We start from the raw sequence: 23,632 nt of genomic DNA on the forward strand, positions 1-23,632 counted from the left end.
CGGTCGGCGCACAAGTAGCCGATGAGCGGGCACGAAAGGCTGGGTTTGGCAGGTGTCGCACTGCTCGGCGCCGTGCCGCTGGAGTGGCCGATGGTTCGAAGCGCCCGTTTGGGTACGTCTCGCGGTGTCGGCTCACAGAGCGGTGGTAGCCGGGCTGGTACTGCCGCCATTCTCGTACGGGCGTTCGGATGTCGATGCGATCGGCTGCGTTGGCCGGGCGCCGCAGCGCTGCGCGTAGCCATGGTGGTGGACGTGGAGGTGGCCGCGAAGATCGCGGCGCGCATGGTGTCGCGTCCTGGATGGAGGAGACGGGTGTGCGTGGCAGGTAGTCTTAGAACGCCTGTACGATGATCGAGTGGGGCGGGTGAGCCCGGAGCGGGAGGAGCCGCTTGCCCGCACACGATATGTTGCCGCGGCCCGTCGGTACCTCAGTGCCGTCTCGTCGGTGCAGGCGGTTGGCGTGCCGATCGATCCCGGACCGCCCGGGTGCAGTGCGGGACTGGGACCGCGGTGACATCGCCGCGTTGCGGGAGCTGCACGAGGCTCTGGGTGAGATGCTCAGCGCGCGGCGGCGCTGGGATGCGACGCGCCGGCGGCGACGATGAGCCCATCCCGATCTCGTGTCCCCGCTGGCCCCGTGGTGCTCCGATGGTGATCGGACGTCGGAGCACGGTGCAGCACTGTGCGACACGCACCGGTACGCAGGCCCCACTCGGCGACATGCTAGAGTCGTTACCCGCAGGCCCGGGAGTGACGAAACGCCTGGACCTGCGGATACGCAACCGCGACCCGCTGGACGCATCAGCACGTGCGATCACGGAAAGTAGTTGTGTGAGCGCCCGTAGCTCAATGGATAGAGCATCTGACTACGGATGAGAAGTGGATGTCCGCCGATATTGATTCGGCGCTCAGTGTAGATGGGCCGTGACCTGGGAAAACTCGGGATCGCGGCCTAAAACGTTTCCGCATAGTGGCGGCCTTTCCCACTCTTCGGGACCGTGGTGATCCGTTGGTGATCGATCGTTTCGGAACGACCTGTGCTGCTCGAGGATGCTGCGGTTCGGGGAATGTCGTTCGGTGTCACCGATGGTGGACGCGCTGATACGCGCTTGTGGACCCGCGTCGAGGCCGGTACGTCCTTCTGATAGCCGGGATTACGCAAAGTTGCCCCGTCAGTCAGCGAACGACAGCCCATGCGCAGAGCACCGTCCCCTGCTCTGCCGGCCGGGCTCTGCCGTTCGCCCGGCGCCGGCGGCCCAGAGCTGGCAGCGTGGGAGGCAACGGAATCCTGACGGAGGAAACCCGACATGACTGATCGCGATCTGGACGACCTGCGCGCCCGAGCCGCGGACGGTGACCGGGACGCCGTCGACCAGCTCGTCGAGCTAGCGGGCGAGCGCGGCGACGTGGATGAGCTGCGCCGCCTTGCCGCGGCTGGCAGCACCGACGCGGTGGACCAGCTCGTCGAGCTAGCGGGCGAGCACGGTGACATGGATGAGCTGCGGCGCTTGGCCGCCGCCGGCAGTCGCGACGCAGCCGACGTGCTGGCGGAGCTGGCTGAGGAACAGGGCGACGTAAACCGGTAGCGTCAGCGTGTGATCCTGCGAGCGGGTTCAAACCCTTCGCCCTCGCGGTCAGGTGGCCTGGCCGGTGAACAGCCGGTGCCGGCCAATGATGTGGATGGTCAGCTTCGACAGCCGGCAGATCGCGGTGCGATTGTCGACCAGCGGCGCGGGCGCTGCGGGCGACACCCGGTCGTAGAAGGCGTCATTGCGGCACCGATGTCAGGCTCCACGCCGCCTGCCGCTGAGATGCTGATCTGATTTCCCGGCGGCGAGGACGTCAACACTTGCCGACGGATCGGGGTTTCGTGGGCAGGACGGTCACCGGCGCACCGGTGGCGAGCCGGTAGCCGATGCCGTGAACCGTTGTGATGACCGGTCGGCCCGGGTGGAGTTTCTGACGTATCCGCGAGATGTGGACGTCGACCGTCCGTCCGTCCGCCGAGGTGTCCGGCTGTAACACGGTCAGTAGGTGCCGTCGGGTGAACACCTGGCGTGGATGCTGGGCAAGGTAAGCCAGCAGGTCGAAGTCGCGTTGGCGCAGGTCGACTTTCGCGCCGCCACGGGTGATCCTGCGCGCTTGAAGATCGATGCAGATGAGGTCCGGCTCGACGGGATCCAACGCTTCTGCGGTTTCCGTGCCGGTGCAATGGTCCTGAGCCGGTTCGACCATCGTGGCGAGGTAGCCGACCAACTCATGCAGGATCGCGGCGTTGGCCGTGGCAGCTCCGCTCCGGCTCAACCGCACCGTGACGACGATCACGGGTTCCTCGGCTGCCTCCTGATCCTGCCAGTCGTCTGCCCCGCCGGGCTCCGGTGCCAGTGGCGTCATCGAACGGTTGTGGGCAGTGACAGACATGGTGATCCTCCAGCGGGAGCCGTGAACCTGGGTGGGCGTTGCAAGCCCGACGACACAGGTGATCGCGCCCGGCTGCCTGGTCGCGTCCGTACCTGGTCCGGACGAGCCTGCCCGGCGGCTCGCCGGACCTGATGCCGCAGCGGCCGGCATCCAGGACATGGTCGGTGACGGTGAACTGCGCCTACGGGTCGAACCGCGGCAGCGGGCCGGCGCCCCGGACTTGGTGCACCACGGTCCTATGCATCAATTGATGCCGTCGCCCTCGCGGGGCGTCGACACAGCAGACCCATTTTTCACGGGCTTTTCACGGCCACACCGGCCACGGGACGCGGGCCTGTGCCGCGGTGGGCCGTATCGGGTCCACCGACGGTCCGCCACGGCCCCGTCTGCCGGCGGTACGCCGTACAGGCGGGGCCGACACACGCAGGCCCGAGTCCAGCGCCGTCATGCCGGAGACCACACAGCCGGTGCGTGCGGGCCGTTGGCGTCAAAAACGCGTGAACATCCTGCCGCCCGCCGTGAAAAGCGTGTGAAGGGATCTAGCTGCCGCCTGTCCTGCGGCTTTGACTGGCGGAAGCCACGGCACCGGGCCGTGGAGAGCGGGTCGGGAAGAGGCTATGACAGGCGAACCAGGGACACCGCGCGTTCGATCCTGGGCGTCGATCGGCGAAGGCAGGCCCACGGGCATCGCCGTGGGCGTGGGTGCGGCCGTCGTGGCCGGTACCGCGTTGGTCGCCACGTTCGTGCCGGCCCCGGCCGGGACCGTCCGGCTCGGGCTGATGGCGAGTTCCGTGTCGGTCTTCTCGGCGCTGACGGTGGATCCCCTCGCCGTGGCCGCGGTCGCCGTGCTCGCCTGCCTGGTGTTCGACGGATTCGTGCTCAACCACCTTGGTGAGCTGTCGTGGCACGGCGCCGCGGACGTCCGCCGGTCCGCAGCGCTCGCCGTCGCTGCGGCGGCAGGCCTCATCGCCGGCGGCGGCTTCCGGGTCGTACGTCGGCTGTTCGCCTGGCGGCGCTGGTCGCACGAGGTGTCAGCGATGTTCTGGGGCCCGGCAGGGTCCGGCGGCCACCGGCCCGTACGCGGGGAAAAGGTCATATGGAACGAGGAGGGAACACGTCATGTCTGACGTGTGGTACGTGCTGTTGACGGTGGGCCTGTTCGCGCTGCTGGCACTGACGGTGCGGGCGGTGGAGAAGCTGTGAACGCCGAGAATCTGGTCGGTCTGGTCCTCGCGGTGGCGCTGACGGCGTTTCTCGTGGTGGCCCTGCTGTTTCCGGAGCGGTTCTAGATGAGTACGACAACGGCGGGCGCCCTGTTCGTCGCCTCGCTGATCCTCGCGCTGGCGGTGGCCTACCGGCCGCTGGGCGAATACCTGTACCGGACGGTGACCGCGACCCGGCATCTGCGGGCCGAGCGGGTGATGTACCGGATGGTCGGGGTGAACCCCGACGGTGAGCAGTCCTGGGGGGTGTACGCGCGCAGCGTGCTCGCGTTCTCCGCGGTGTCCATCCTGTTCCTATATGCGTTCCAGCGGCTGCAGAACCACCTGTGGCTGTCGCTGGGTTTCCCGCCGGTGGACCCGGACGGGGCGTGGAACACCGCGGTCAGCTTCGTGACCAACACCAACTGGCAGTGGTATTCCGGTGAGTCGACCATGGGTCACTTGGTGCAGATGGCCGGGCTGGCGGTGCAGAACTTCGCGTCGGCGGCGGTGGGCATCGCGGTGGCGGTCGCTCTGGTGCGCGGTTTCGCCCGGAGTCGCACGGATCAGCTGGGGAACTTCTGGGTCGATCTGGTCCGGATCACGGTCCGGGTGCTGCTGCCGCTCGCGGCCGTCGCGGCGATCGTGTTGGTCGCCGGTGGCGCGATCCAGAACCTGTCGGCGGGGACGGACGTGCACACTCTGGCCGGTGCGGTCCAGCATGTGACCGGTGGGCCGGTCGCCTCGCAGGAGGCGATCAAGGAGTTGGGCACCAACGGGGGTGGGTTCTACAACGCCAACAGCGCCCATCCGTTCGAGAACCCCACGACGTGGACGAACTGGCTGGAGGTCTTCCTGCTGTTGGTGATCCCGTTCAGCCTGCCGCGCACGTTCGGGCGGATGGTCGGCAGCAACCGGCAGGGCTACGCGATCCTGGCCGCCATGGCCGTGCTGGCCGTCGGCAGCATCGTGACCATCAACGTGCTGCAGGGGCTGCATCACGGCACGGTGCCGATGGCGGTCGGTGCGGCCACCGAGGGCACCGAGACCCGCTTCGGGGTGCTGAACTCGGCGACGTTCGCGTCGGCGACGACGCTGACCTCGACGGGGGCGGTGGACTCGTTCCACGACTCCTACACCGCGCTGGGCGGTGGTGTGGCGATGCTGAACATGCTGCTGGGCGAGGTGGCTCCGGGCGGCACCGGTTCGGGTCTGTACGGGATGCTGATCCTGGCCGTGTTCATGGTGTTCATCGCGGGGCTGATGGTGGGTCGTACCCCGGAGTACCTGGGCAAGAAGATCGGCGCCCGGGAGGTCAAGTTCGCGTCCTTGTACTTCCTGACGATGCCGGTGCTGGTTCTGGTCGGGACCGGGATCGCGGTGGCGACGAGCTGGGGCAGGGCCGGCCTGCTGAACTCCGGGGCGCATGGCTTGTCCGAGGTGGTGTATGCGTTCGCGTCAGCGGCGAACAACAACGGCTCGGCGTTCGCCGGGCTGACGGTCTCCGGCACCGGATACAACATCGCTCTGGGGTTGTGCATGCTGCTCGGCCGGTTCCTGCCGATCGTGTTCGTGCTCGCTCTGGCCGGGTCCCTGGCCGCGCAGCAGCCGGTCCCGGAGTCCACCGGCACGCTGCGTACCTATCAGCCTTTGTTCGTGGGGATGCTGGTCGGCGTCACGGTCATCCTGGTGGCGTTGACCTTCCTGCCCGCCCTCGCGCTCGGCCCGTTGGCCGAGGGCCTGTAGGAGGACCGCGTACATGTCTGTCATCACTGTGGAACCGTCGTCCGCGGCTCAGCCTCCGGCGCCACCGGGCGGTCCGCGCCGGGTCTCCGGTGGGCTGCTCGACCCCGCGATGCTGTGGAAGGCGCTGCCCGATGCGGCGCGCAAGCTTGACCCGCGTACGTTGTGGCGTAACCCGGTCATGTTCATCGTGGAGATCGGCTCGGTGTTCACCACTCTGCTGGCGATCGGGCATCCGAGCGTGTTCGCGTGGGTGATCACGATCTGGCTGTGGCTGACCGTGGTCTTCGCGAACCTGGCGGAGGCGGTCGCGGAGGGCCGCGGCAAGGCGCAGGCCGATGCGCTGCGGCAGGCCAAGCGTGACACCCTGGCCCGCCGGTTGACCGGCTGGCCCGATGCCCTGACCGAGGAGTCGGTCCCGGCGCCGCAGCTGCAGCAGGGCGATGTGGTCGTGGTCGAGGCGGGGCAGATCATCCCGGGTGACGGGGACGTCATCGAGGGCATCGCCAGCGTCGACGAGTCCGCGATCACCGGCGAGTCGGCGCCGGTGATCCGGGAGTCCGGTGGTGACCGGTCGGCGGTCACAGGGGGGACCAAGGTCCTCTCGGACCGGATCGTCGTACGGATCACCCAGCGGCCGGGGGAGAGCTTCATCGACCGCATGATCGCCCTGGTGGAGGGCGCCAGCCGGCAGAAGACTCCGAACGAGATCGCGTTGAACATCCTGCTCGCGGCGCTGACGATCATCTTCCTGCTGGCCGTCGCGACGCTGCAGCCGCTGGCGATCTACTCCAAGTCGGTCAACCCGGCGGCCGCCGACAACGCCGCGCTGACGGCCGACGGGGTGACCGGGATCGTGCTGGTCTCGCTGCTGGTGTGTCTGATTCCCACCACCATCGGGGCGCTGCTGTCCGCGATCGGGATCGCCGGCATGGACCGGCTCGTGCAGCGCAATGTGCTGGCGATGTCCGGGCGTGCGGTGGAGGCTGCCGGGGACGTCAACACGCTGCTGCTGGACAAGACCGGCACGATCACGCTCGGCAACCGGCAGGCGGCCGAGTTCGTCCCGGTCGACGGGGTGACCTCCCTCGTGCTGGCGGGCGCGGCGCAGCTGTCCAGCCTGGCCGACGAGACCCCCGAGGGACGGTCCGTGGTGGTCCTGGCCAAGGTCGAGCACGGCCTGCGGGAACGGGAACCGGGTCTGATGCGTCACGCGACGTTTGTGCCGTTCACCGCGCAGACTCGGATGAGCGGCGTCGACGTGGCCGCCGACGGCATTCAGGCGGGCCGGCGGATCCGCAAGGGCGCGGCCGCGGCCGTGATGAAGTGGGTACGCGACCACGACGGGCACCCCACGGACGAGGTGGGAGGCATCGTCGACGCGATCAGCGCCAGTGGCGGCACCCCGCTGGTGGTGGCCGAGCATGTGGACGGTGAGCCTGCCCGGGCGCTCGGGGTGATCCACCTCAAGGACGTGGTCAAGGCCGGGATGCGGGCCCGGTTCGACGAGATGCGCCGGATGGGCATCCGCACCGTCATGATCACCGGCGACAACGCGTTGACCGCGAAGGCGATCGCGGACGAGGCAGGCGTCGACGACTTCCTCGCCGAAGCCACCCCGGAGGACAAACTCGCCCTGATCAAGCGGGAACAGGGCGGCGGTCGGCTGGTCGCGATGACCGGCGACGGCACCAACGACGCGCCGGCGCTGGCCCAGGCCGACGTGGGCGTCGCGATGAACACGGGCACGTCGGCGGCCAAGGAGGCCGGGAACATGGTCGATCTGGACTCCGATCCGACCAAGCTCATCGAGATCGTCGAGATCGGCAAGCAGCTCCTGATCACTCGGGGTGCGCTGACCACGTTCTCGATCGCCAACGACATCGCGAAGTACTTCGCGATCATCCCGGCCATGTTCGCCGCGGTCTACCCATCGTTGGACACGCTCAACGTGATGCGGCTGCACAGCCCCACCTCGGCGATCCTGTCGGCGGTCATCTTCAACGCGCTGGTCATCGTCGCGCTGATCCCCCTCGCGCTGCGCGGGGTCCGCTACACCCCGTCCAGCGCCGCCGCGATGCTGCGCCGCAACCTGCTGGTCTACGGCCTGGGTGGGATCATCGTCCCGTTCGCGGGAATCAAGCTCATTGACCTGCTCGTCCAGTTCGTTCCGGGGGTCTCGTGATGCGACTTCCAGCCTGGCTCGCCCAGCACCTCGCGGCGCTGCGGGCGCTGCTCGTGCTCACCGTCCTCACCGGACTGATCTACCCATTGGCAGTCCTCGGTATCGCGCAGATCCCCGGGTTGAAGCACCACGCCACCGGATCACCGGTGCACCGCGGCGGCACCACGGTCGCGTCGGCGCTCATCGGGCAGAGTTTCACCGGCCCGGACGGCAAGCCGCTGGTGCAGTACTTCCAGACCCGCCCCTCGGCGGCCGGTGACGGCTACGACCCGACCGCCACCGCCGCGTCCAACCTCGGCCCGGAGAGCGTCGTCGACACTGTGCCCGATCCGGCGCTGACCGCCGCCGGGAAACAGGATGAGAACGCCAAGCAGAGCCTGCTCACCCGGGTCTGCGCCCGCAGCAAGGCCGCCGGTGACCTGGACGGCGTCGACGGGCGCCGGCCGTACTGCACGACCGACGGCGTGGGCGCCGTGCTCGGCGTGTTCCACCGCGACGGACTGACCGGCCCGGTCACCCGCGTAGTCAGCCTCAACCAGGCATGCCCCGCCGCACCGTTCCTGAGCACCTACCAGGGGGTGGCGGTGCAGTGCGCGGTCTACGGTGAGGACTACGCGAAGGCCGTCGTCACCCCGATCCGCGGCGATGCCCCCGCCCGTCCTGCCGTGCCCGCCGACGCGGTCACCGCCAGCGGCTCGGGCCTCGACCCGGACATCAGCCCCGCCTACGCCAACCTGCAGGCCACTCGCATCGCGAAGGCGCGCGGCGCCGACGTCGCCACCATCCGCAAGCTGATCGACGAGCACACCACCGGGCGTGCTCTCGGGTTCATGGGTGAACCCTCGGTCAACGCGGTCCAGTTGAATCTCGCCCTCGACCAGAAGTACCCGCTCCACCAATGACCCCCGCCGGGCGGCCCCCTTAGAGAGGAACGGAACATGACGGCACGCGGACAGCTGCGCGTCTACCTCGGGGCCGCCCCAGGCGTCGGCAAGACCTACAAGATGCTCGACGAGGGCCACCGCCGGGCAGCCCGCGGCACCGACGTGGTCGTCGGCTACGTCGAATGCCACGGCCGCACGCACACCGAGGCGCTCGTCGAGGGACTCGACGTCATCGGTCGTCGGACGATCAACTACCGGGGTGCGGCGTTCACCGAGATGGACCTCGACGCCGTCCTCGCCCGCCGCCCCGAGGTGGCGCTGGTCGACGAGATGGCCCACACCAACGTCCCCGGCAGCCGCAACGCCAAACGCTGGCAGGACATCCAGGCGCTGCTCGACGCGGGCATCACCGTCATCACCACGGTCAACATCCAGCATCTGGAGTCGCTCAACGACGTCGTCCAGCAGATCACCGGGATACCGCAACGCGAAACCGTACCCGACGCCGTCGTCCGCCAGGCCGACCAGATCGAACTGGTCGACATGACCCCCGAGGCGCTGCGCCGCCGCATGGCCCACGGCAACGTGTACGCCCCCGAGAAGATCGACGCCGCACTGGGCAACTACTTCCGCGTCGGCAACCTCACCGCCCTGCGCGAGCTGGCGCTGCTGTGGGTCGCCGACAAGGTCGACGAACAACTCGACCGCTACCGCGCCGAACACCACATCACCGGCACCTGGGAGACCCGGGAACGCGTCGTGGTGGCGCTCACGGGTGGCGCCGAGGGCGAGACCCTGATCCGGCGGGCGGCCCGGATCGCCGCCCGGACGAAGGGGGCCGACCTGCTCGGCGTACACGTCGCCCGCAACGACGGCCTCGCCGGCGGCGACCCGGCGCACCTGGCGCGGCAGCGGACCCTGCTGGAGAGCCTGAGCGGGGAATACCACCAGGTCGTGGGTGGGGACGTCCCGACCGCGCTGCTGGACTTCGCCCGCGGTGTCAACGCCACCCAGTTGGTCCTCGGCGCGAGCCGCCGGGGCCGTGTCGCGCAGATCTTCTCACGCGGCGTCGGGGTCACCACCACCGCCGAGTCCGGGTCGATCGACGTTCACCTGGTCACCCACGAGGAGGCCCGCAAGGGCCGACGCCCGGTGGCCGTCACCGGCGGGCTGACCGCCCGGCGGCGCCTCGCCGGGTTTGTGGTGGCCGCGCTGGGGCTGCCGCTGCTGACCGCGGCACTCATCGCCTTGGATGGGAACCTGTCGCTGCCTAGCGACATCCTGCTCTACCTCGGCGCCGTCGTCGCGGTTGCTCTGGTCGGCGGCCTCTACCCGGCGCTACTCGCCGCGGTCGCCGCGTTCCTGCTGCTCAACTGGTACTTCGTCCCGCCGGTCCACCGGTTCACCGTCGCCGAGCGGGAGAACCTGCTCGCGCTGGTGATGTTCCTGGCCGTCGCGGCCGCGGTCAGCGCCGTGGTGGATCTCGCCGCCCGGCGCACCCGGGAGGCCGCCCGCGCCCGCGCCGAAGCCGAAACCCTGTCCACCGTGGCCGGCAGCGTCCTGCGCGGCAGCCGCCCGCTGCCCGCCCTACTCGACCAGCTCCGCGAGACGTTCCAGCTCACCGGAGTCACCCTGCTCGAACGCCGCGACAACATCCCGCCGGGCCCGAACCTGCAACACGAACAGTCCGCCTGGCGCGTCGCCGCCGCGGTCGGCGACCAACCCTGCCTGACCCCCGCCCAGGGCCACGCCGACGTCGCCGTCGACGACCAGGTGTCACTCGTGCTGCGCGGACACCCGCTCGCCGCGCAGGACCGGCGCGTCGTCGAGGCGTTCGCCGCCCAGGCCGCCGTGGCGCTGCGCCAGGAACGCCTGGAAGAGCGCGCCGCCGCCGTCGAGCCGCTCACCGAGGTCGACAAGGTCCGCACCGCCCTGCTGTCCGCGGTCAGCCACGACCTGCGCACCCCACTCGCCTCTGCCAAAGCGGCCATCGACTCCCTGTGCGCCCCTGACGTCGAGTTCAGCGCCACCGACCGATACGAGCTGCTCGACACCGCGCAGGAATCCGTCAACCGGCTCACCCGGCTGGTCGAGAACCTGCTCGACATGAGCCGCATTCAAGCCGGCGCCCTCGGCATGAACCCGCAGCTGATCAGCCTCGCCGATGCCATCCCCCGCGCCATCGACGACCTCGCCGAGTCCGGCCGCGCCGTACGCATCCAGGTCCCGGACGAGCTGCCCGAGATCCACGCCGATCCCGCTCTGCTCGAACGCGCCCTGGTCAACCTCCTCGGCAACGCCCTGCAATACAGCCCACCCGACCGGCCACCACTGGTCACCGCCAGCGAACACGGCGGCCGCGTCGAGGTCCGCGTCGTCGACCACGGCCCCGGCGTACCCGCAGGCGACTGGGACCGGATCTTCCTGCCGTTCCAGCGCCTCGGCGACCGCGACAACACCACCGGCGTCGGACTCGGCCTCGCCCTGTCCCGCGGCGTGATCGAAGCCATGGGCGGCACCCTCGAGCCCGAAGCAACCCCCGGCGGAGGTCTGACCATGACAATCAGCCTGCCCGCCGCCGAACCCGCCGAACAGGCCGCCGACCCCGCCATCCTTGACCGCATCGACCACTGGCAGGGCACGACATGACCCGGATCCTCGTCGTCGACGACGAACCACAGATCCTGCGCGCTATGCGGATCAACCTGCAGGCCCGCCACTACGAGGTCGTCACCGCCGCCGACGGCGCCGCAGCGCTGCACGCCACCGCCAGCGACCACCCCGACCTCGTGGTCCTCGACCTGGGCCTACCCGACATCGACGGCGTCGACGTCATCCGCAAACTGCGCGCGTGGACCCCGATCCCCATCGTCATCCTGTCCGGCCGGATGGAAAGCGCGGCGAAAGTCGCCGCGCTGGACGCCGGCGCCGACGACTACGTCACCAAACCGTTCGGCGTCGAGGAATTGCTCGCCCGCATCCGCGCGGTCACCCGCCGCACCGGCAGCTCCGAACCCCCACCGCCGGTCCGCGTCGGGCGTCACACCGTCGACCTCGCCGACCGGCAGGTCCACGCCGACGACGGCGCCGAGCCGGTGCACCTCACCCCCGTGGAATGGCGGCTACTGGAAGTCCTCGCCCGCAACCCCGGCAAGCTCGTCAGCCAGCGCCAGCTCCTGCAACAGGTCTGGGGACCCGCCTACCAGACCGAAACCCAGTACCTACGCCAGTACGTGAAACACCTGCGCCGCAAGCTGGAACCCGACCCCGCCCACCCGCGCCACCTGCTCACGGAACCGGGCCTGGGCTACCGCTTCCAGCCCTGAAGGAGGGTTGAGATGGACCGCAACAATGCGCCGGATCGCGGCGCCGCCCATGGCAACGGTCGGGCAGTGGCCACCTGGCTCCGGCGGGACCGGCTCGCCGTCGTTCTGGCCCTCGCCGTCCCCGTCGTCACCGCGACGATGCTCGTGCCGCTGCGCGACCGCGTCGAGAACACCAACGTCGCGCTGCTGCTCGTGGTAGTCGTAGTGGCCATCGCCGCGTTCGGCAACCGGGTGGCCGGGTATCTGGCGGCGTTGTCCGCCGGGGTCTGGTTCGACTTCTACTTCACCGAGCCGTATCAGCAGTTCGCCATCGCGGACCGGACGGACATCCAGACGTTCCTGCTCCTCGTGGCGGTCGGGGCGGCGGTGACCGAACTCGCGGTACGGGGTCGCCAGCACGCCGCGACCGCCAGCCGCGAAGCCGGGTACCTCGCCGGCATTTACGCGGCCGCTGAGTCCGGCGCGACCGGTGGGTCGCCACACAGCCTGATCAAGACGGTGTCCGACCAACTGGTCGACGTCCTGCACCTGCAAGCCGCCCGGTACCAGCCCGGCGTCGCGGGTCTCGGACACCCGGCTCGGCTCCGCCGTGACGGCGAGATTCTGTGGCACGGCGGTGTGTGGGACGTCGACCACCAGGGCTTACCCGCCGTCACCGACATCGAGGTCCTGGTCGAGAACGCTGGCCGATTGTATGGCCGGTACCTGCTCCGCGCGGCACCCGGAACCTGCCCGCCGTTGAGCGAGCGTCGCGTCGCGGTGACGCTGGCCGACCAGGTGGGCGCGGCCTTGGGGTGAGCCGGCCCCGCCGTGCGATCCGCCGTTCGACGTCACGGATCCCGCGCTGCAGGTACCGTCGAACCCGTCGTCGATCATGGGCACCGATGCGTGCAGCGCCAGCAACGGCAAGGACCGACGGCGAGCGACCGTCCGGGCGCATGAGGATGCAGTTCACATTGGAGAGGTACTGGTGCAGGACCAACCCGAAGCGTCGTCGGCGACCCACGGCAGCGGCAGCCGGGAGACTGTCCGGGCCGCCATCGTGGTCGGCGCCCTCGGCGTCGTCTTCGGCGACATCGGCACCAGCCCGATCTACACCCTCCAGACCGTCTTCAACCCGGCCGATGGCGGTGGTCACCACGATCACCATCACCACGATCCTGTTCTTCTACCTTGCCCGGGTCCACTGGCGTACGCCGCTGTGGATGGTCGCCATCGGAGGCGGTCTTTTGTTGACCGTCGATCTGCTGTTTCTGGCCGCGAACCTGACCAAACTCGTGCACGGCGCCTGGCTGCCGCTGCTCATTGGCCTCACCGCGTTTACTGTCATGACCACCTGGCAGCGTGGGCGGGCGGTGGTCACCCGCGAACGCGAGCAGGCGGAGGGCCCGCTACCCGAGTTCGTCGCACGGTTGCACGACGACCGACCCACCCGCGTCCCCGGCACCGCGATCTTCCTCAATCGCGGCAAGCAGACCGCGCCGTTGGCGCTGCGCGCCAACGTCGAACATAACCGGGTACTTCATGAACACGTGGTCATCGCGGCGAATTGGAGCTCTCCCCGATGGCCTTGCCTAGTACGGCAGCCGCCATTTGCTGGTTGACCAGGGCGTAGTCGCGGTTGAGTCGTGTGCGTTGGTGGAACCGGCGTGATCGGGTCTGGTAGCGGCGTCTCCAGTTTCGCCAATGCGTGTCATGGCCAGGCGGTTTGGGTTCTGCAAGGGTGCCTGCGAGCAGTCGGCTGACCTCGGGGACGGTCGTCGGGATCATGCCGGGCTCGGCCGGTGGGCGCTGGTCTGGCCTGTTCGGTGGTGGTGCCTGAGTGTCGGTTCGGTCTTTGAGGTGGGCGGCAGCGACGGCGCAGATCGCGAGGGCAGCGGCGCCTTCAACTACTGCCTACACATTGCGCCCGCCGTCGTCCCGTACACCGTGGAGCTTGTCTATCCCCCCGCGACGAGGTGAGCACCCGGCAAGCCAACGGCAACCCGGATGATTAGCGCCAGAAGCCCCCAACCTCACGTTGACGAGGGCCGCCTTCTAACCCCGGCCGACATCATCCGCGGGGCGCCTTCGGTGCTCCTGGCCGCTGGCCAGTAGAGCTTGGCTCGTGTTGCACTATCCTGCTGTGCGGCCCTGGCTTGGACGGCCTCTTGAGACGGTGGGGCTGATCGTGCGGATGCGGAAACACAAACCGCCGGAATGCCCAGAGCCGGAAACACATAGCGATCAACGTTCCGAGGACGATGCCGCTGACGAAGTCAGCTACCTCCTGCACACTCCGGCTGACGTCAGGAACACGGAGAAGGAGTAGGTATCGCGACACGCCGAGCGGAATTAGGTTCAGTGCAATCCCTACGGCACTGAGGGAGAAGAACAGGGCCGCCTCGTGATGCCGCTTGCGTCCTCCGCGAGTGCGAAATGACCACTGACGGTTCAGCAGATACGACAGGATCGTGCTGAAGATGGTCGCAATCGCCAAAGCCGTAAGCGGCTTCTTGTGCAACACGGACAGCTTGAGCGAATAGTTGATGCAGGTTGTCACCAGGAAGCACACCCCACCGACCATGAAGAACTTCGCCGCTTCGTGGTGCTTGCTCCCTATCCGGGTGAGCCACACGAGTGCGGGCCGGCTGACTGCCTTCACACTCTTCCTGCCAGCCGACGAGTCCGCCGTCCACATCGGCTTGCGCTTCCTTCGGCGGACACTGTGACGGTGCCGCCGCAGCCGGACCCGTGACCAGCCACGCGGATCACAGCCGGAAGGCGGAGGTCATGGAACGGGTGGTCCGGGCGCACCCCAGTGCTGGCAGCGACAGGAGGTCCTCGACGGTCCGCAGGGTGGAGCAGTGGGTGTAGAGCTGATCTGCGGTCACGTGGCTTGTTCCGGGAGCGATCACCAGGGTGGGGATGTGGTTGTCGGTGCCGCTGCCCTCGTCCCAGGTGATGATCACGACGAGGTGCCCGGCCTGGTAGTCCGGCCCGGCAAGGATCTGCGGGATCCAGTCCCGAAGCCAGCGGTCGCCGTTCGCGGTGCGCGACGCCGGGCAGGGCGCGGCGCCGTGCATGTCGTGGCAGGCGTCTGGGCTGACCAGCCCGAACGCGGGCAGCGTGCCCGCGGTGACATCGGCGTGCAGGGCACCCGACGCGGGCTTGCCCAGGGGCACCGCCCAGCGGGCGCAGTCGGCGCGCTCCTGCACGTAGTAGGTGGCCGGGACGTGCCGGACGAGGTAGCGGCCCTGGCTGGCGTTGGCCAGGACGCAGTTTCCGGGGGCGGACTCGGCGTAGTCACGCCATTCGCGGCCGCTGGTCGAGACCTGGTGGAAGAGGTTGTCGGCGGTGAGCGGGTGGTGTTTGGGTGCCTTGTCGTCGCAGATGCCCTGGGTGGATCCGCTGGTGAGCAGGATGTACGCGGCCAGCGAGGGGCATGCCCGGGGATAGCCGGCGTCGACGTGGCGCGCGGAGCCGTACTGGCCGGCGAGCTGGTTCAGGTAGCGGGCCTCCGGGTCACCGATGATGTCGCCGTATTCATGGTTCTCCTCCATGATCATCAGCACCTTCGTGGCTGGGCCCGGTGCTGCCGCCGGCACGACGGCCTCGGTAGGTGCCACCCGTGCGGCGGCGCACCCGGCGAGCGCCAGCGCCAAGCCCGCGGCCAGGGCGAGGGCGGCCCGTCCATGCCGCGTGCGCTGCGACGCCTGGCAACGATCCGCAATCTTCATCCGCCTGATTCCGCCGCCAGGCGGACTCCCGTCGAATCGCACGCGGGAAGCCGGCCCACGCTCGAGGAGAGTTGCGGGCAGGTTCGGTGCCATCGTGCTGTTGCGCCTATTGGTCACTGGAAGGACCCTGCCGAGACTGCGCTGAGAGAACGCTGAACCCCTGCGGCCTGTTCACTCATTTGTGGCGCCGCAGCGCAGGTTATCCAGCCCGATGACGTTCGCCAGATTGAGGAACGCAGTTGGCGGCCTGACATGAATACCCGAACGTGTGTCATGGACAGGAACTCGGTTCATGATCATTTTCGCGGTTCTGACCAGCAAACCACGGGCGTCGCCTGCAGGAGTCCGGCGGTGACCGATTCGCGGCGCGCGGACCCCTGTCGTCGCCGGCATGGGGCACGGGTCTTCTCATCGTTTTCTCAGGCGCGATCTGATGCATTACCCCCCGGCGAGTGTCAGATCCGGGGGAAACGAGGGCGATGGTCGGACATCTGGGAGTGAAGGGCGGCCGGAAGAGTGCCGTGCAGTGGCGCATACGGACGCTGCCGGACAGGATGGGCCTGCGGACGTCCCGGGGCTGGCGGCACTGGCTGACGCTGCTCGGTCCCTCGGCGGGGCCGGGCCTGCTTATGGTCGCCATCGCGCTGGTCCGAGCGGGGCATCCGGTGCTGAGCTGGGACGAGATCGCGACGGCGGACGCCGCCGCGCGGACCCCGGCACAGCTGTGGCATCTGATCCACCACGTCGACGCCGTCTTCGGCGCCTACTACCTGCTGATCCACTACTGGACCGCCGTGGTGGGCGCCGGCGAGGTGGCCTTGCGCCTGCCGTCGATCCTGGCGATGGGTGTCACGGTCGCGCTGACTGGTGAGCTGGGCCGCCGGTTGTTCGGGCCGCTCACCGGCGCGGTGGCCGGTCTGCTGCTGTGCCTGATGCCGAACACCTCCCGGTACGCCGACGAGGCCCGCCCGTACGCGTTCGCCTGCTTCTTCGCGCTGCTCGCGCTCCTGCTGCTGCACCGTGCCGTGACCCGGCCGCGGCCCGGCCGCTGGATCGCGTACGGGGCCGCCGTCGTGCTGCTCGGGCTCAGCCACGTCATCGCCCTCACCACGCTCGCCGCCCACCTCGTCGTGGTGGCGCAGCACCGCACCCGGCGGGTCATGGTGGCCTGGAGCATCGCGGCCGGGTGCGCGCTGGCCGCGCTGACACCGCTGCTCTGGGCCGGGATGCACCAGCGAGACAGACAGCTGTCCTGGATTGAGCCGCTCACGCGCGGCGGCCTGTGGAAGTTCCCCGGCACGCTGACCGGGTCGGTACCCGCCGGATGGCTGCTGATCGGGCTGGCCATTCTTGCCATCTGGCAGAGCAACCGGCACGTCACGGAGCTGACCATCCTGGCGCTCGCCCCGGTCGCCGTCCTCGCGGCCTTGTCCGTGCTGGTAGTGCCGTACTGGGTCGTGCGGTACATGCTGATCGTGCTCGCACCGCTGGCCCTGCTGGCGGCGGCCGGGCTGGTGCAGCCGTTCGGCCCGGGCAACGCCGCCGCCGGGTGGCGCAGCCGGCGCACCCTAACCCTGCAGATCGCGACCGCGCTCGCGGTGCTCGGCCTCGCGGTCGTCCCAGACCAGCGGGCCGTGCGTCGCCCGACCGCCAAGAACGGCAGCGACTACCGCACCGCCGCGCAGCTCGTCGGCCAATACCAGCAACCGGGTGACGGGATCATCTACACGGCTCATTCGCGGACCATGCGCACCGGTCTGGAGTACTACCTGCGCCACGACCCGGGCCAGCCACGTGACCTGCTGATGCAGCGCCCCGCCGCCGACACCGGCACATTGCGCGCCGATGAGTACCCGGATCCCGGCGAGCACCTCGGCCAGGCGAGTCGGATCTGGCTGTTCAGCTACGGGAACGTTCACGACCCAGCCGCGGCACGGCCCGACCTGCGCGCGGTGCTCCACAGCCAATACCAGACGCTGAAGGTTTGGACGCTGCACCACGCCACGCTGGCACTTTTCCTGCGGCAGCCTCGCCGGTGAGCTAACCCCGCGCGGATTCGGGCAGACACCGGAACCGGCTGCATGATGATTCTAGGTCTGCGGCCAGCGCGCGTCGCGGCTGACCAGCCGTAACCCTTCGCAAGCGTCGTCCCTTCCGCTAGCCCGCGGCACGCCTCCGAGCCCGTAGCGCCTCGACGGCGATCGGCGCCAGCGACACCGCGACGATCCCGGCCAGGATCAGCTCGATATGCGAACGGACGAACGCCACCCGGCCCAGGAGTGCGCCCAGCACAGTGACGCCACACGCCCACACGACACCGCCGACCACGTTGTAGCGCAGGAACGATCGATATGGCATGTCGCTCGCGCCGGCCACGATCGGGGTGAAGGTGCGAACGATCGGCACGAACCGGGCGAGCACGATCGAGCGGGCCCCGTGGTGCCGGAAGAACTCCCGTGATCTGTCCAGGTGCTGCGGCGTGAACAGCCGGGACTTCGGCCGGCGGAACAATGCGCTCCCGAATCGTCGCCCGATCAGGTAGCCGACCTGGTCGCCGACAATCGCCGCCAGCGAGATCAGCAGGCAGGCGAGCCAGAGCGGCAGGTGCAGGTACGTGTCGGCGGCGATGAGTAGCCCGGTGGTGAACAGCAGGGAGTCACCGGGAAGGAAGAATCCGATCAGCAGCCCGGATTCGGCGAATACCGCGACGAGGATCCCCAGCACGCCGAATGTGGTGATGAGGTGTTGCGGGTCGAGGGCGGCCGGACCGAGCGCATACGTGGGGTCGCTGGGCATCTGCCGCCTTCCGATCGATCGCCATCGCCGCCTCTGTACCGCCGGCGGTGCCCAGCCGGCGGCATGCGTCAACGCAGGTAGGCGGCACTGCCGACTACGGGTGGACCGTAGCCGCAGCTTCCTGAGAATTCGATGAATCCGATTCGAATGGCAGCCTCACCCGCATGGCCGCGCCCTCGGTGCGGTCGTCGGCGGTCAGGGTGCCGCCGTGGGCTGCGACGATCTCGTGGGCGATGGGAAGGCCGAGGCCAGCGCCGCCGGCCGTACGGGAACGGCTGTCGTCCAGCCGAACGAACCGGTCGAAGATCCGGACACTGTCCGCCGCGGCGATCGGTTCGCCGTCGTTCGCGACCACCATCTCTGCCTCGGCGCCGCCGGCGCCCAGGCCGATGGTGACCTGCTCGCGGGCATGCCGCATGGCGTTGTCGACGAGGTTACGCAGCGCCCGCTGCAGCGCGTCGGCGTCGCCGCGGACCCGTACCGGGCTGACGTCGCCGTCCACCCGCAGGTCCGGGTGCTGCAGGGCGATGCGCTCGCGTTCGGCGTACACCAGGTCGTCGAGGTCGACGTCCTCGTGGCGCAGCCGCAGTCCGTGGTCGTCCGCGCGCGCGAGCAGCAGCAGGTCCTCGATGAGGCGGGCCATGCGGGCGCTCTCGGCGTGGATGCGATGCACCGGGCGTGCCGTCTGCTCGGCCGGGCCTGCCGTCTCGAGCAGGTCGACGTTGGCCCGGATGGTAGCCAGGGGGCTGCGCAGCTCGTGGCTGGCGTCCGCGACGAACCGGCGCTGGGCCGCGGAGGCGGTCTCGATGCGGTCGAGCATGGTGTTCATGGTCTGGGCGAGCGCGGCGACCTCGTCGTCGACCGCCGGTACCGGCAGCCGCATGTGCAGGTTCCGCGACGTGATCGTGGCGGCCTGCCGACGCATCGCCTCCACCGGCTGCAGAGTGCGCCCCACGAAGAAGAACGTCGCGGCGCCCACCACCACCGCGAGCACCGGAAAACCCGCCAGCAGCGCCGCGACGACCGCTTCGGTGCCGTCGTCCACGGTGTCCAGCGACTCCCCCACCAGCACAGTCCGCCTCCCAGCCGCGGTGCTGACGCCCTGCGCCACGATGTGGAACGGGTCGTCGTGCGCCTCGGCCAGCCTGCGGGTCTCGGCGCTGCGCCGGCCGGCGGCCGGGCGCAGCGGCGACATCGGCGGAGCCCCGGCGATCACCTCCGACGCGGTGATGACCCGCCCGGACTGGTCCAGCACCTGTACGATCGTGCGCTCGCGGGGACCTGGGCGCAGTACGGCGGTCAGCGTGCCCGGGTCGGTGTCGCGCACGGCGGTCGTGACCTGGACGGCGCGGTCCTGGGCGGCCGTGCTGACGTTGTCGAGCAGGATCTGCCGGGTAATCACCAGTAGCGCCGCACCGGACAGTGCGGAGGCGACCGCCACCACTGCCGCGGCGGCCAGCGCCGAGCGCATCCGTACCCCGAAGCGCGGTCGTACCCTGACCAGCTGCCGCAGGCCCATCCGAATTTCCTCCCGTCGTCGGCGACACCCTAGGTCCGGCGAGCTGAGCGCGGGCTGAAAGTGCCTGCTCGGGCGGGGTGCAAGCCTGCGGTGAGTAATCACTTCGCTTCGGGCGGCCGGGTTCAGGATTTTCTCAGCCTGGGACCGTCAGCCTTGCGGCCATGACAGCTGACACGGTGCCCGGGAGCTACACACACGTGGCCGGGCCCGGCGACCGGTCCGGGCATGACCGGCCGCGGATCATGATCGTGTCGGCAAGCATCGGGGCTGGCCACGACGGGGCGGCTGACGTGATTGGCCGGCAGATGGACGCGCTCGGCTTCGCGGTCGACCGGTGCGACTTCCTCGAGCTGCTGCCGCCGCGGTGGGGGGCACGACTGCGCGACGGCTACGCGTCGCAGCTTCGTTACGCTCCGGCGACATGGGGATGGCTGCTGCACGCCGTCGCCGGGCGGCGATGCGCCCAGGGCGCGGCGGCCTGGTCGTACGTTGCAGCAGCCAGCCGGATGCGCGCCGCCATTCAGCCGGCCACGGCCGCCGTGGTGTCCACCTACCCGCTGGCCAGCCAGGTACTCGGGCGGCTGCGGCGCACCGGCCAGCTGGCCGCGCCCGTGGCTGCGGTGATGACCGATCCCTCGGTGCATCCCTTGTGTGTGGCCGGGGGAGTCGATGTGCACCTGGCTGCCAGCCGCCATGCCGCCGCTGCCGTCATGGCCCTGGGCGGTACAGCAGCGACGGTCGGCCCGATCGTCAATCCGGCCTTCCGGTCGGGCCGCCACCCGGACGAAGGGGCAGCGGCACGGCAGCGGCTCGGCCTTCCGGCGCACTCGCCGCTGGCCGTCGTGGTCGCGGGCTCGTGGGGCGTCGGTGACATCGACGCGACCGCACGCGACATCGCCGCCACCGGGACCATGCTTCCCGTGGTGGTCTGCGGGCGTAACGACGCGCTGCGCCGCCGGCTCGCAGCGTCGGCGGCAACGCTGGCGCTGGGCTGGGTCGACGACATGCCGTCGCTGCTGCGCGTCGCCGACGTCGTGGTGCACAACGCGGGCGCGCTGTCCAGTCTGGAAGCCATGGCCAGCGGGGTACCAGTGGTCAGCTACCGATGCCTACCAGGTCACGGCGTCGCCAACGCGGCCGTACTCGAGGAACTCGGCCTGTCGCTGTGGCCCCGCAATCCCAGAGATCTGACGGCGGCGCTGGCGGCTGCGGTCCACGGCGACCTGCGTACGCGCCAGCACCAGGCATACCGGCAGCTGTGCGCGGCACCCGGCGCCGCGACCGTTGTCGCCGGTCTCGCCGCCGGTCACCCGCTTGTCCGCCGGGGCGCGGCGGTGTGCGCATGAGCCGGCTCCGGCGCGCTGCGACGGCGGCCGGGATCGCGGCGTCGGCGCTGCTGGCCGCGCAGGCCGCGCCTGCGATCTCGGCGGTCGGGCCGGTCCGCCGCACGCTGTGGCCTGGACTCTCCGGACGTGGACGCCTGGGCCACGTGGCGCTGACCTTCGACGACGGCCCGCACCCGGAAGCCACACCGCAGGTCCTGCGGATTCTCGACAACGCCGGCGTCCAGGCAACCTTCTTCCTCCTGGCCCGGATGGTCAGCGACCACCCCCGGGTGGCACAAGCCATCGCCGCCGCCGGCCACGAGATCGCCGTGCACGGTCACGACCACCGGCTCCTGCTGCGCCGTGGACCGGCCGCGACCCGCACCGACCTCACCATGGCGGTACAGGTGATCGCGGAGTTCACCGGTACCGTTCCGCGCTGGTGGCGGCCACCGTACGGGGTGGCCACCACCGCCGCGCTATATGAGGCCCGCCGGCTCGGATTGACACCGGTCTTATGGACCCACTGGGGGCGGGACTGGACCCGGCGGGCCACGCCGGGCTCGGTCGCCCGCAGCGTGCTGTGGCGCCCGGTCAGCGGTGGCACGATCCTGCTGCACGACAGCGACCACGCCGCCGTCCCCCGATGCTGGGAAGCCACGGTGGGCGCCCTGCCGGGCATCCTGGCCGCCTGCCGCGCCCGCGGACTGGACGTCGGGCCACTACGTGACCACGGCATCGCTTCGACCGCTGCGGCGAAGATCGGGCACGCCCGGGCGCACTGAACGCGGGCCGCAGGGCTAGGCACCTGCAGAGCCGGCGACGTGCTGCTCAGCCAGGTGTGGGTGTAGCCGGACCTGCGGCACCCCAGGTGGCTATTCAGGTCAGAATGCCTAGCGTGCGCAAGGTGGACCGGTCGCGACGCCCTATGGGCCGCCATCGCCGCAGGATCTATCCTCTCCGGCTGTTCCGGGCCGCCCCGGCCCCGGCGAAAACCCCTCAACCTCCGCACCACCGCCTCCGCCAATGCCCCAGGCAACGACCACACCCAAGGCGCCGAAACGGCGCGAGAGATCAGCCATGGACCCCGGGACAGCCGGAGGTGACGCCGAACATTCGGAACAGACCAGCGCCGTCGTGCGGTGAGGCGGCCAGCGCACCACCACACGACGACGTCACGAGCCGGGTCAGGTCAGACGCCGTCGAACTGGTTCAGCGTCGTGAGCAGTGTGGTGAGCGCCGCCGTGCAGTCGGACTGGCTGGGGTTGCCGGCCCGCAGCGCGGTGAGGGCGGTATCGATCTGGTCGTCGAGCTGGTGCCACTTGCCGGAATCGCGCGGCTTGAGGCCGGCCTCCGCGTCGTCCCATGCCACCTCGAGGTCCTTGATCCGGTTCTTGCCGCCGGCCAGGTCATTCTTGGCGACCTTGCCCTTGACGTCGGTCACGATCCGGGCGAAGGACGTGAGGTCGCCGAGCTTCGTGGTCGGATGCGCCTTCCGCGCGGGCACCGCCCCGCCGGTCTTGCTGCCGGGCTGCCCGGCGGCCGGCTGCCCTTGGTCGGCGGCGACCAAGGTGCTGCTGCTGGTGTCGTCGGTGGCGGCGGCGTGCGTGCTGCTGAGTCCCAGCCCCAGGGCGGCGACCACGACCAGGCCAGCGGCGGCCCACAGGTAGTCCGCCCGGTGCCCACCGTGCGGCCCCCTCCCCTTCTCGGCGATCCCGTGCCGGTTGACCAGCAGCTGCTCGCGGGTGACCAGCACGATAATCACGGCAAAGAACAGGATGCTGGTCGCGCTGGCGCCCAGGGCCAGACCACCGAACTGCTTGTCCTGGGTGAGCAGGTCACCGATCGAGGCGCCGAGCGGGCGGGTGAGCACGTAGGCGATCCAGAAGGTCAAAACCTGGCTCACCCCGAGTCTGTACGCGATGAAGGTGGCCAGGATGAGCCCGCCGAAGATCAGCACCCCGTTCCGGAAACCCAGGCTCAGCGCCTCGGTGGCCAGGTCGCCCGCGGCGGTGCCGAGCGCGAACGTGGTGAGGATGGCACCCCAGTAGAACGCTTCCCGGCGCGGGGTGTTGATCGACGTGATCGCGAGCGTGCGCTCCTGGCGGTACCAGACGAGGAACACGACGGCGAGCACGACGGCGAAGACCCCCGTGCTCAGGTAGAGGCTGACGCCGAGGGTGTCGGTGAAGAAGTCGGTGATCTGGGTGCCGACGATGCTCACCAGCACGACGCACAGCCAGTAGACCCAGGGCGTGTATTTCCGGGTACGGAACTGGATGACCAGCGCGACGGCGAGCACGATGGCCATGACGGCGTCGGTGACCAGCGGTCCCAGGCCGACATTTACCGCCAGGAAGTCGGCGAACGTCTCGCCGATGGTCGTGGACAAAACCTTGATCACCCAGAATGTCGCGGTGATCGCCGGAACTTTGGTCAACCAGACACGCGAGCGATCAGCGGTGGCATAAGTCACCGACATCGTTTCTCCTTCACGGAACCTCGGAATGGC

At 69.6% G+C, this 23,632-nt stretch carries 19 protein-coding genes and 1 pseudogene; 14 read left to right on the forward strand and 6 right to left on the reverse strand.

Annotated elements, in window-relative coordinates:
- The first annotated feature begins 1,307 nt into the window (after window positions 1-1,307).
- Window positions 1,308-1,586, forward strand: a complete 279-nt coding sequence (locus tag ACMCNK_RS22605; RefSeq protein WP_412738374.1) for a hypothetical protein — start codon at window positions 1,308-1,310, stop codon at window positions 1,584-1,586.
- Between the two features lie 256 nt (window positions 1,587-1,842).
- Here ACMCNK_RS22605 and ACMCNK_RS22610 read toward each other — a convergent pair whose 3' ends face one another.
- A complete protein-coding gene (locus ACMCNK_RS22610) occupies window positions 1,843-2,571 on the reverse strand; it encodes a winged helix-turn-helix domain-containing protein (protein ID WP_412738375.1) in 729 nt (242 codons plus the stop codon).
- Between the two features lie 467 nt (window positions 2,572-3,038).
- Between ACMCNK_RS22610 and ACMCNK_RS22615 the strand changes: the two genes are divergently transcribed.
- The 10 genes and pseudogenes from ACMCNK_RS22615 to ACMCNK_RS22660 all read left to right on the forward strand — a co-directional run bounded on the left by ACMCNK_RS22615 (window position 3,039) and on the right by ACMCNK_RS22660 (window position 13,365).
- Window positions 3,039-3,548, forward strand: a complete 510-nt coding sequence (locus ACMCNK_RS22615; RefSeq protein WP_412738376.1) for a hypothetical protein — start codon at window positions 3,039-3,041, stop codon at window positions 3,546-3,548.
- A 72-nt stretch (window positions 3,549-3,620) separates the two neighbouring features.
- Window positions 3,621-3,710: a K(+)-transporting ATPase subunit F gene (kdpF, locus tag ACMCNK_RS22620; RefSeq protein WP_412738377.1), complete on the forward strand. Its 90-nt coding sequence runs from the start codon at window positions 3,621-3,623 to the stop codon at window positions 3,708-3,710.
- A complete protein-coding gene (gene kdpA, locus ACMCNK_RS22625; RefSeq protein WP_412738378.1) occupies window positions 3,711-5,369 on the forward strand; it encodes a potassium-transporting ATPase subunit KdpA in 1,659 nt (552 codons plus the stop codon).
- Window positions 5,370-5,382: 13 nt separating this feature from the next.
- Window positions 5,383-7,551 (forward strand): potassium-transporting ATPase subunit KdpB, encoded by a 2,169-nt coding sequence (gene kdpB, locus ACMCNK_RS22630; protein WP_412738379.1) that lies wholly within the window; start codon window positions 5,383-5,385, stop codon window positions 7,549-7,551.
- Complete coding sequence (locus ACMCNK_RS22635; RefSeq protein WP_412738380.1) at window positions 7,551-8,453, forward strand: potassium-transporting ATPase subunit C; 903 nt, start codon at window positions 7,551-7,553, stop codon at window positions 8,451-8,453. Before kdpB ends, ACMCNK_RS22635 begins: the two co-directional genes overlap by 1 nt.
- A 36-nt stretch (window positions 8,454-8,489) precedes the next feature.
- A complete protein-coding gene (locus ACMCNK_RS22640; protein ID WP_412738381.1) occupies window positions 8,490-11,084 on the forward strand; it encodes a DUF4118 domain-containing protein in 2,595 nt (864 codons plus the stop codon).
- Window positions 11,081-11,761 (forward strand): response regulator, encoded by a 681-nt coding sequence (locus ACMCNK_RS22645; RefSeq protein ID WP_412738382.1) that lies wholly within the window; start codon window positions 11,081-11,083, stop codon window positions 11,759-11,761. The genes ACMCNK_RS22640 and ACMCNK_RS22645 overlap by 4 nt, the downstream gene beginning before the upstream one ends.
- 12 nt (window positions 11,762-11,773) lie before the next feature.
- Window positions 11,774-12,559, forward strand: coding sequence for a DUF4118 domain-containing protein (locus ACMCNK_RS22650; protein WP_412738383.1), 786 nt, complete (start codon window positions 11,774-11,776; stop codon window positions 12,557-12,559).
- Between the two features lie 247 nt (window positions 12,560-12,806).
- A pseudogene (locus tag ACMCNK_RS22655) lies at window positions 12,807-12,899 on the forward strand (KUP/HAK/KT family potassium transporter); the annotation flags it as partial.
- On the forward strand, window positions 12,886-13,365 hold the full coding sequence (locus ACMCNK_RS22660; protein ID WP_412738384.1) for a KUP/HAK/KT family potassium transporter: 480 nt from the start codon (window positions 12,886-12,888) through the stop codon (window positions 13,363-13,365). The pseudogene ACMCNK_RS22655 and the gene ACMCNK_RS22660, both read left to right, overlap by 14 nt.
- 449 nt (window positions 13,366-13,814) lie before the next feature.
- On the opposite strand, the gene ACMCNK_RS22665 is transcribed toward ACMCNK_RS22660, so the two are convergent.
- Window positions 13,815-14,405 (reverse strand): GtrA family protein, encoded by a 591-nt coding sequence (locus ACMCNK_RS22665; protein WP_412738385.1) that lies wholly within the window; start codon window positions 14,403-14,405, stop codon window positions 13,815-13,817.
- 106 nt (window positions 14,406-14,511) lie between these two features.
- On the reverse strand, window positions 14,512-15,480 hold the full coding sequence (locus tag ACMCNK_RS22670; RefSeq protein WP_412738386.1) for an alkaline phosphatase family protein: 969 nt from the start codon (window positions 15,478-15,480) through the stop codon (window positions 14,512-14,514).
- 479 nt (window positions 15,481-15,959) lie between these two features.
- Here ACMCNK_RS22670 and ACMCNK_RS22675 point away from each other — a divergent pair, with 479 nt between their 5' ends.
- A complete protein-coding gene (locus tag ACMCNK_RS22675; RefSeq protein ID WP_412738387.1) occupies window positions 15,960-17,519 on the forward strand; it encodes a glycosyltransferase family 39 protein in 1,560 nt (519 codons plus the stop codon).
- A gap of 118 nt (window positions 17,520-17,637) precedes the next feature.
- On the opposite strand, the gene ACMCNK_RS22680 is transcribed toward ACMCNK_RS22675, so the two are convergent.
- Together ACMCNK_RS22680 and ACMCNK_RS22685 are read right to left on the reverse strand one after the other, a co-directional pair.
- On the reverse strand, window positions 17,638-18,276 hold the full coding sequence (locus ACMCNK_RS22680; RefSeq protein ID WP_412738388.1) for a DedA family protein: 639 nt from the start codon (window positions 18,274-18,276) through the stop codon (window positions 17,638-17,640).
- A 94-nt stretch (window positions 18,277-18,370) separates the two neighbouring features.
- A complete protein-coding gene (locus ACMCNK_RS22685; RefSeq protein WP_412738389.1) occupies window positions 18,371-19,795 on the reverse strand; it encodes a sensor histidine kinase in 1,425 nt (474 codons plus the stop codon).
- 161 nt (window positions 19,796-19,956) lie between these two features.
- Between ACMCNK_RS22685 and ACMCNK_RS22690 the strand changes: the two genes are divergently transcribed.
- Complete coding sequence (locus tag ACMCNK_RS22690; protein WP_412738390.1) at window positions 19,957-21,141, forward strand: glycosyltransferase; 1,185 nt, start codon at window positions 19,957-19,959, stop codon at window positions 21,139-21,141.
- Entirely contained in the window at window positions 21,138-21,905 is a 768-nt protein-coding gene (locus tag ACMCNK_RS22695; protein ID WP_412738391.1) for a polysaccharide deacetylase family protein, read from the forward strand. Before ACMCNK_RS22690 ends, ACMCNK_RS22695 begins: the two co-directional genes overlap by 4 nt.
- 407 nt (window positions 21,906-22,312) lie before the next feature.
- Here the strand turns inward: ACMCNK_RS22695 and ACMCNK_RS22700 are convergent, their stop codons facing one another.
- Window positions 22,313-23,560: a hypothetical protein gene (locus ACMCNK_RS22700; RefSeq protein ID WP_412738392.1), complete on the reverse strand. Its 1,248-nt coding sequence runs from the start codon at window positions 23,558-23,560 to the stop codon at window positions 22,313-22,315.
- Window positions 23,561-23,632: the final 72 nt, after the last annotated feature.

This window comes from Krasilnikovia sp. MM14-A1259, assembly GCF_047159535.1.
GTDB lineage: Bacteria > Actinomycetota > Actinomycetes > Mycobacteriales > Micromonosporaceae > Actinoplanes.

Bases quoted from the DNA above. Each gene is read 5' to 3' on its own strand.
- ACMCNK_RS22690 (WP_412738390.1), top strand. From the start codon at position 19,957: ATGACAGCTGACACGGTGCCCGGGAGCTACACACACGTGGCCGGGCCC.
- ACMCNK_RS22675 (WP_412738387.1), top strand. From the start codon at position 15,960: ATGGTCGGACATCTGGGAGTGAAGGGCGGCCGGAAGAGTGCCGTGCAG.
- ACMCNK_RS22615 (WP_412738376.1), top strand. From the start codon at position 3,039: ATGACAGGCGAACCAGGGACACCGCGCGTTCGATCCTGGGCGTCGATC.
- ACMCNK_RS22660 (WP_412738384.1), top strand. From the start codon at position 12,886: ATGGCGGTGGTCACCACGATCACCATCACCACGATCCTGTTCTTCTAC.
- ACMCNK_RS22685 (WP_412738389.1), bottom strand. From the start codon at position 19,795: ATGGGCCTGCGGCAGCTGGTCAGGGTACGACCGCGCTTCGGGGTACGG.
- ACMCNK_RS22670 (WP_412738386.1), bottom strand. From the start codon at position 15,480: ATGAAGATTGCGGATCGTTGCCAGGCGTCGCAGCGCACGCGGCATGGA.
- ACMCNK_RS22645 (WP_412738382.1), top strand. From the start codon at position 11,081: ATGACCCGGATCCTCGTCGTCGACGACGAACCACAGATCCTGCGCGCT.
- ACMCNK_RS22650 (WP_412738383.1), top strand. From the start codon at position 11,774: ATGGACCGCAACAATGCGCCGGATCGCGGCGCCGCCCATGGCAACGGT.
- ACMCNK_RS22680 (WP_412738388.1), bottom strand. From the start codon at position 18,276: ATGCCCAGCGACCCCACGTATGCGCTCGGTCCGGCCGCCCTCGACCCG.
- ACMCNK_RS22610 (WP_412738375.1), bottom strand. From the start codon at position 2,571: ATGCCGGCCGCTGCGGCATCAGGTCCGGCGAGCCGCCGGGCAGGCTCG.
- ACMCNK_RS22605 (WP_412738374.1), top strand. From the start codon at position 1,308: ATGACTGATCGCGATCTGGACGACCTGCGCGCCCGAGCCGCGGACGGT.
- ACMCNK_RS22695 (WP_412738391.1), top strand. From the start codon at position 21,138: ATGAGCCGGCTCCGGCGCGCTGCGACGGCGGCCGGGATCGCGGCGTCG.
- kdpB (WP_412738379.1), top strand. From the start codon at position 5,383: ATGTCTGTCATCACTGTGGAACCGTCGTCCGCGGCTCAGCCTCCGGCG.
- ACMCNK_RS22640 (WP_412738381.1), top strand. From the start codon at position 8,490: ATGACGGCACGCGGACAGCTGCGCGTCTACCTCGGGGCCGCCCCAGGC.
- ACMCNK_RS22635 (WP_412738380.1), top strand. From the start codon at position 7,551: ATGCGACTTCCAGCCTGGCTCGCCCAGCACCTCGCGGCGCTGCGGGCG.
- kdpA (WP_412738378.1), top strand. From the start codon at position 3,711: ATGAGTACGACAACGGCGGGCGCCCTGTTCGTCGCCTCGCTGATCCTC.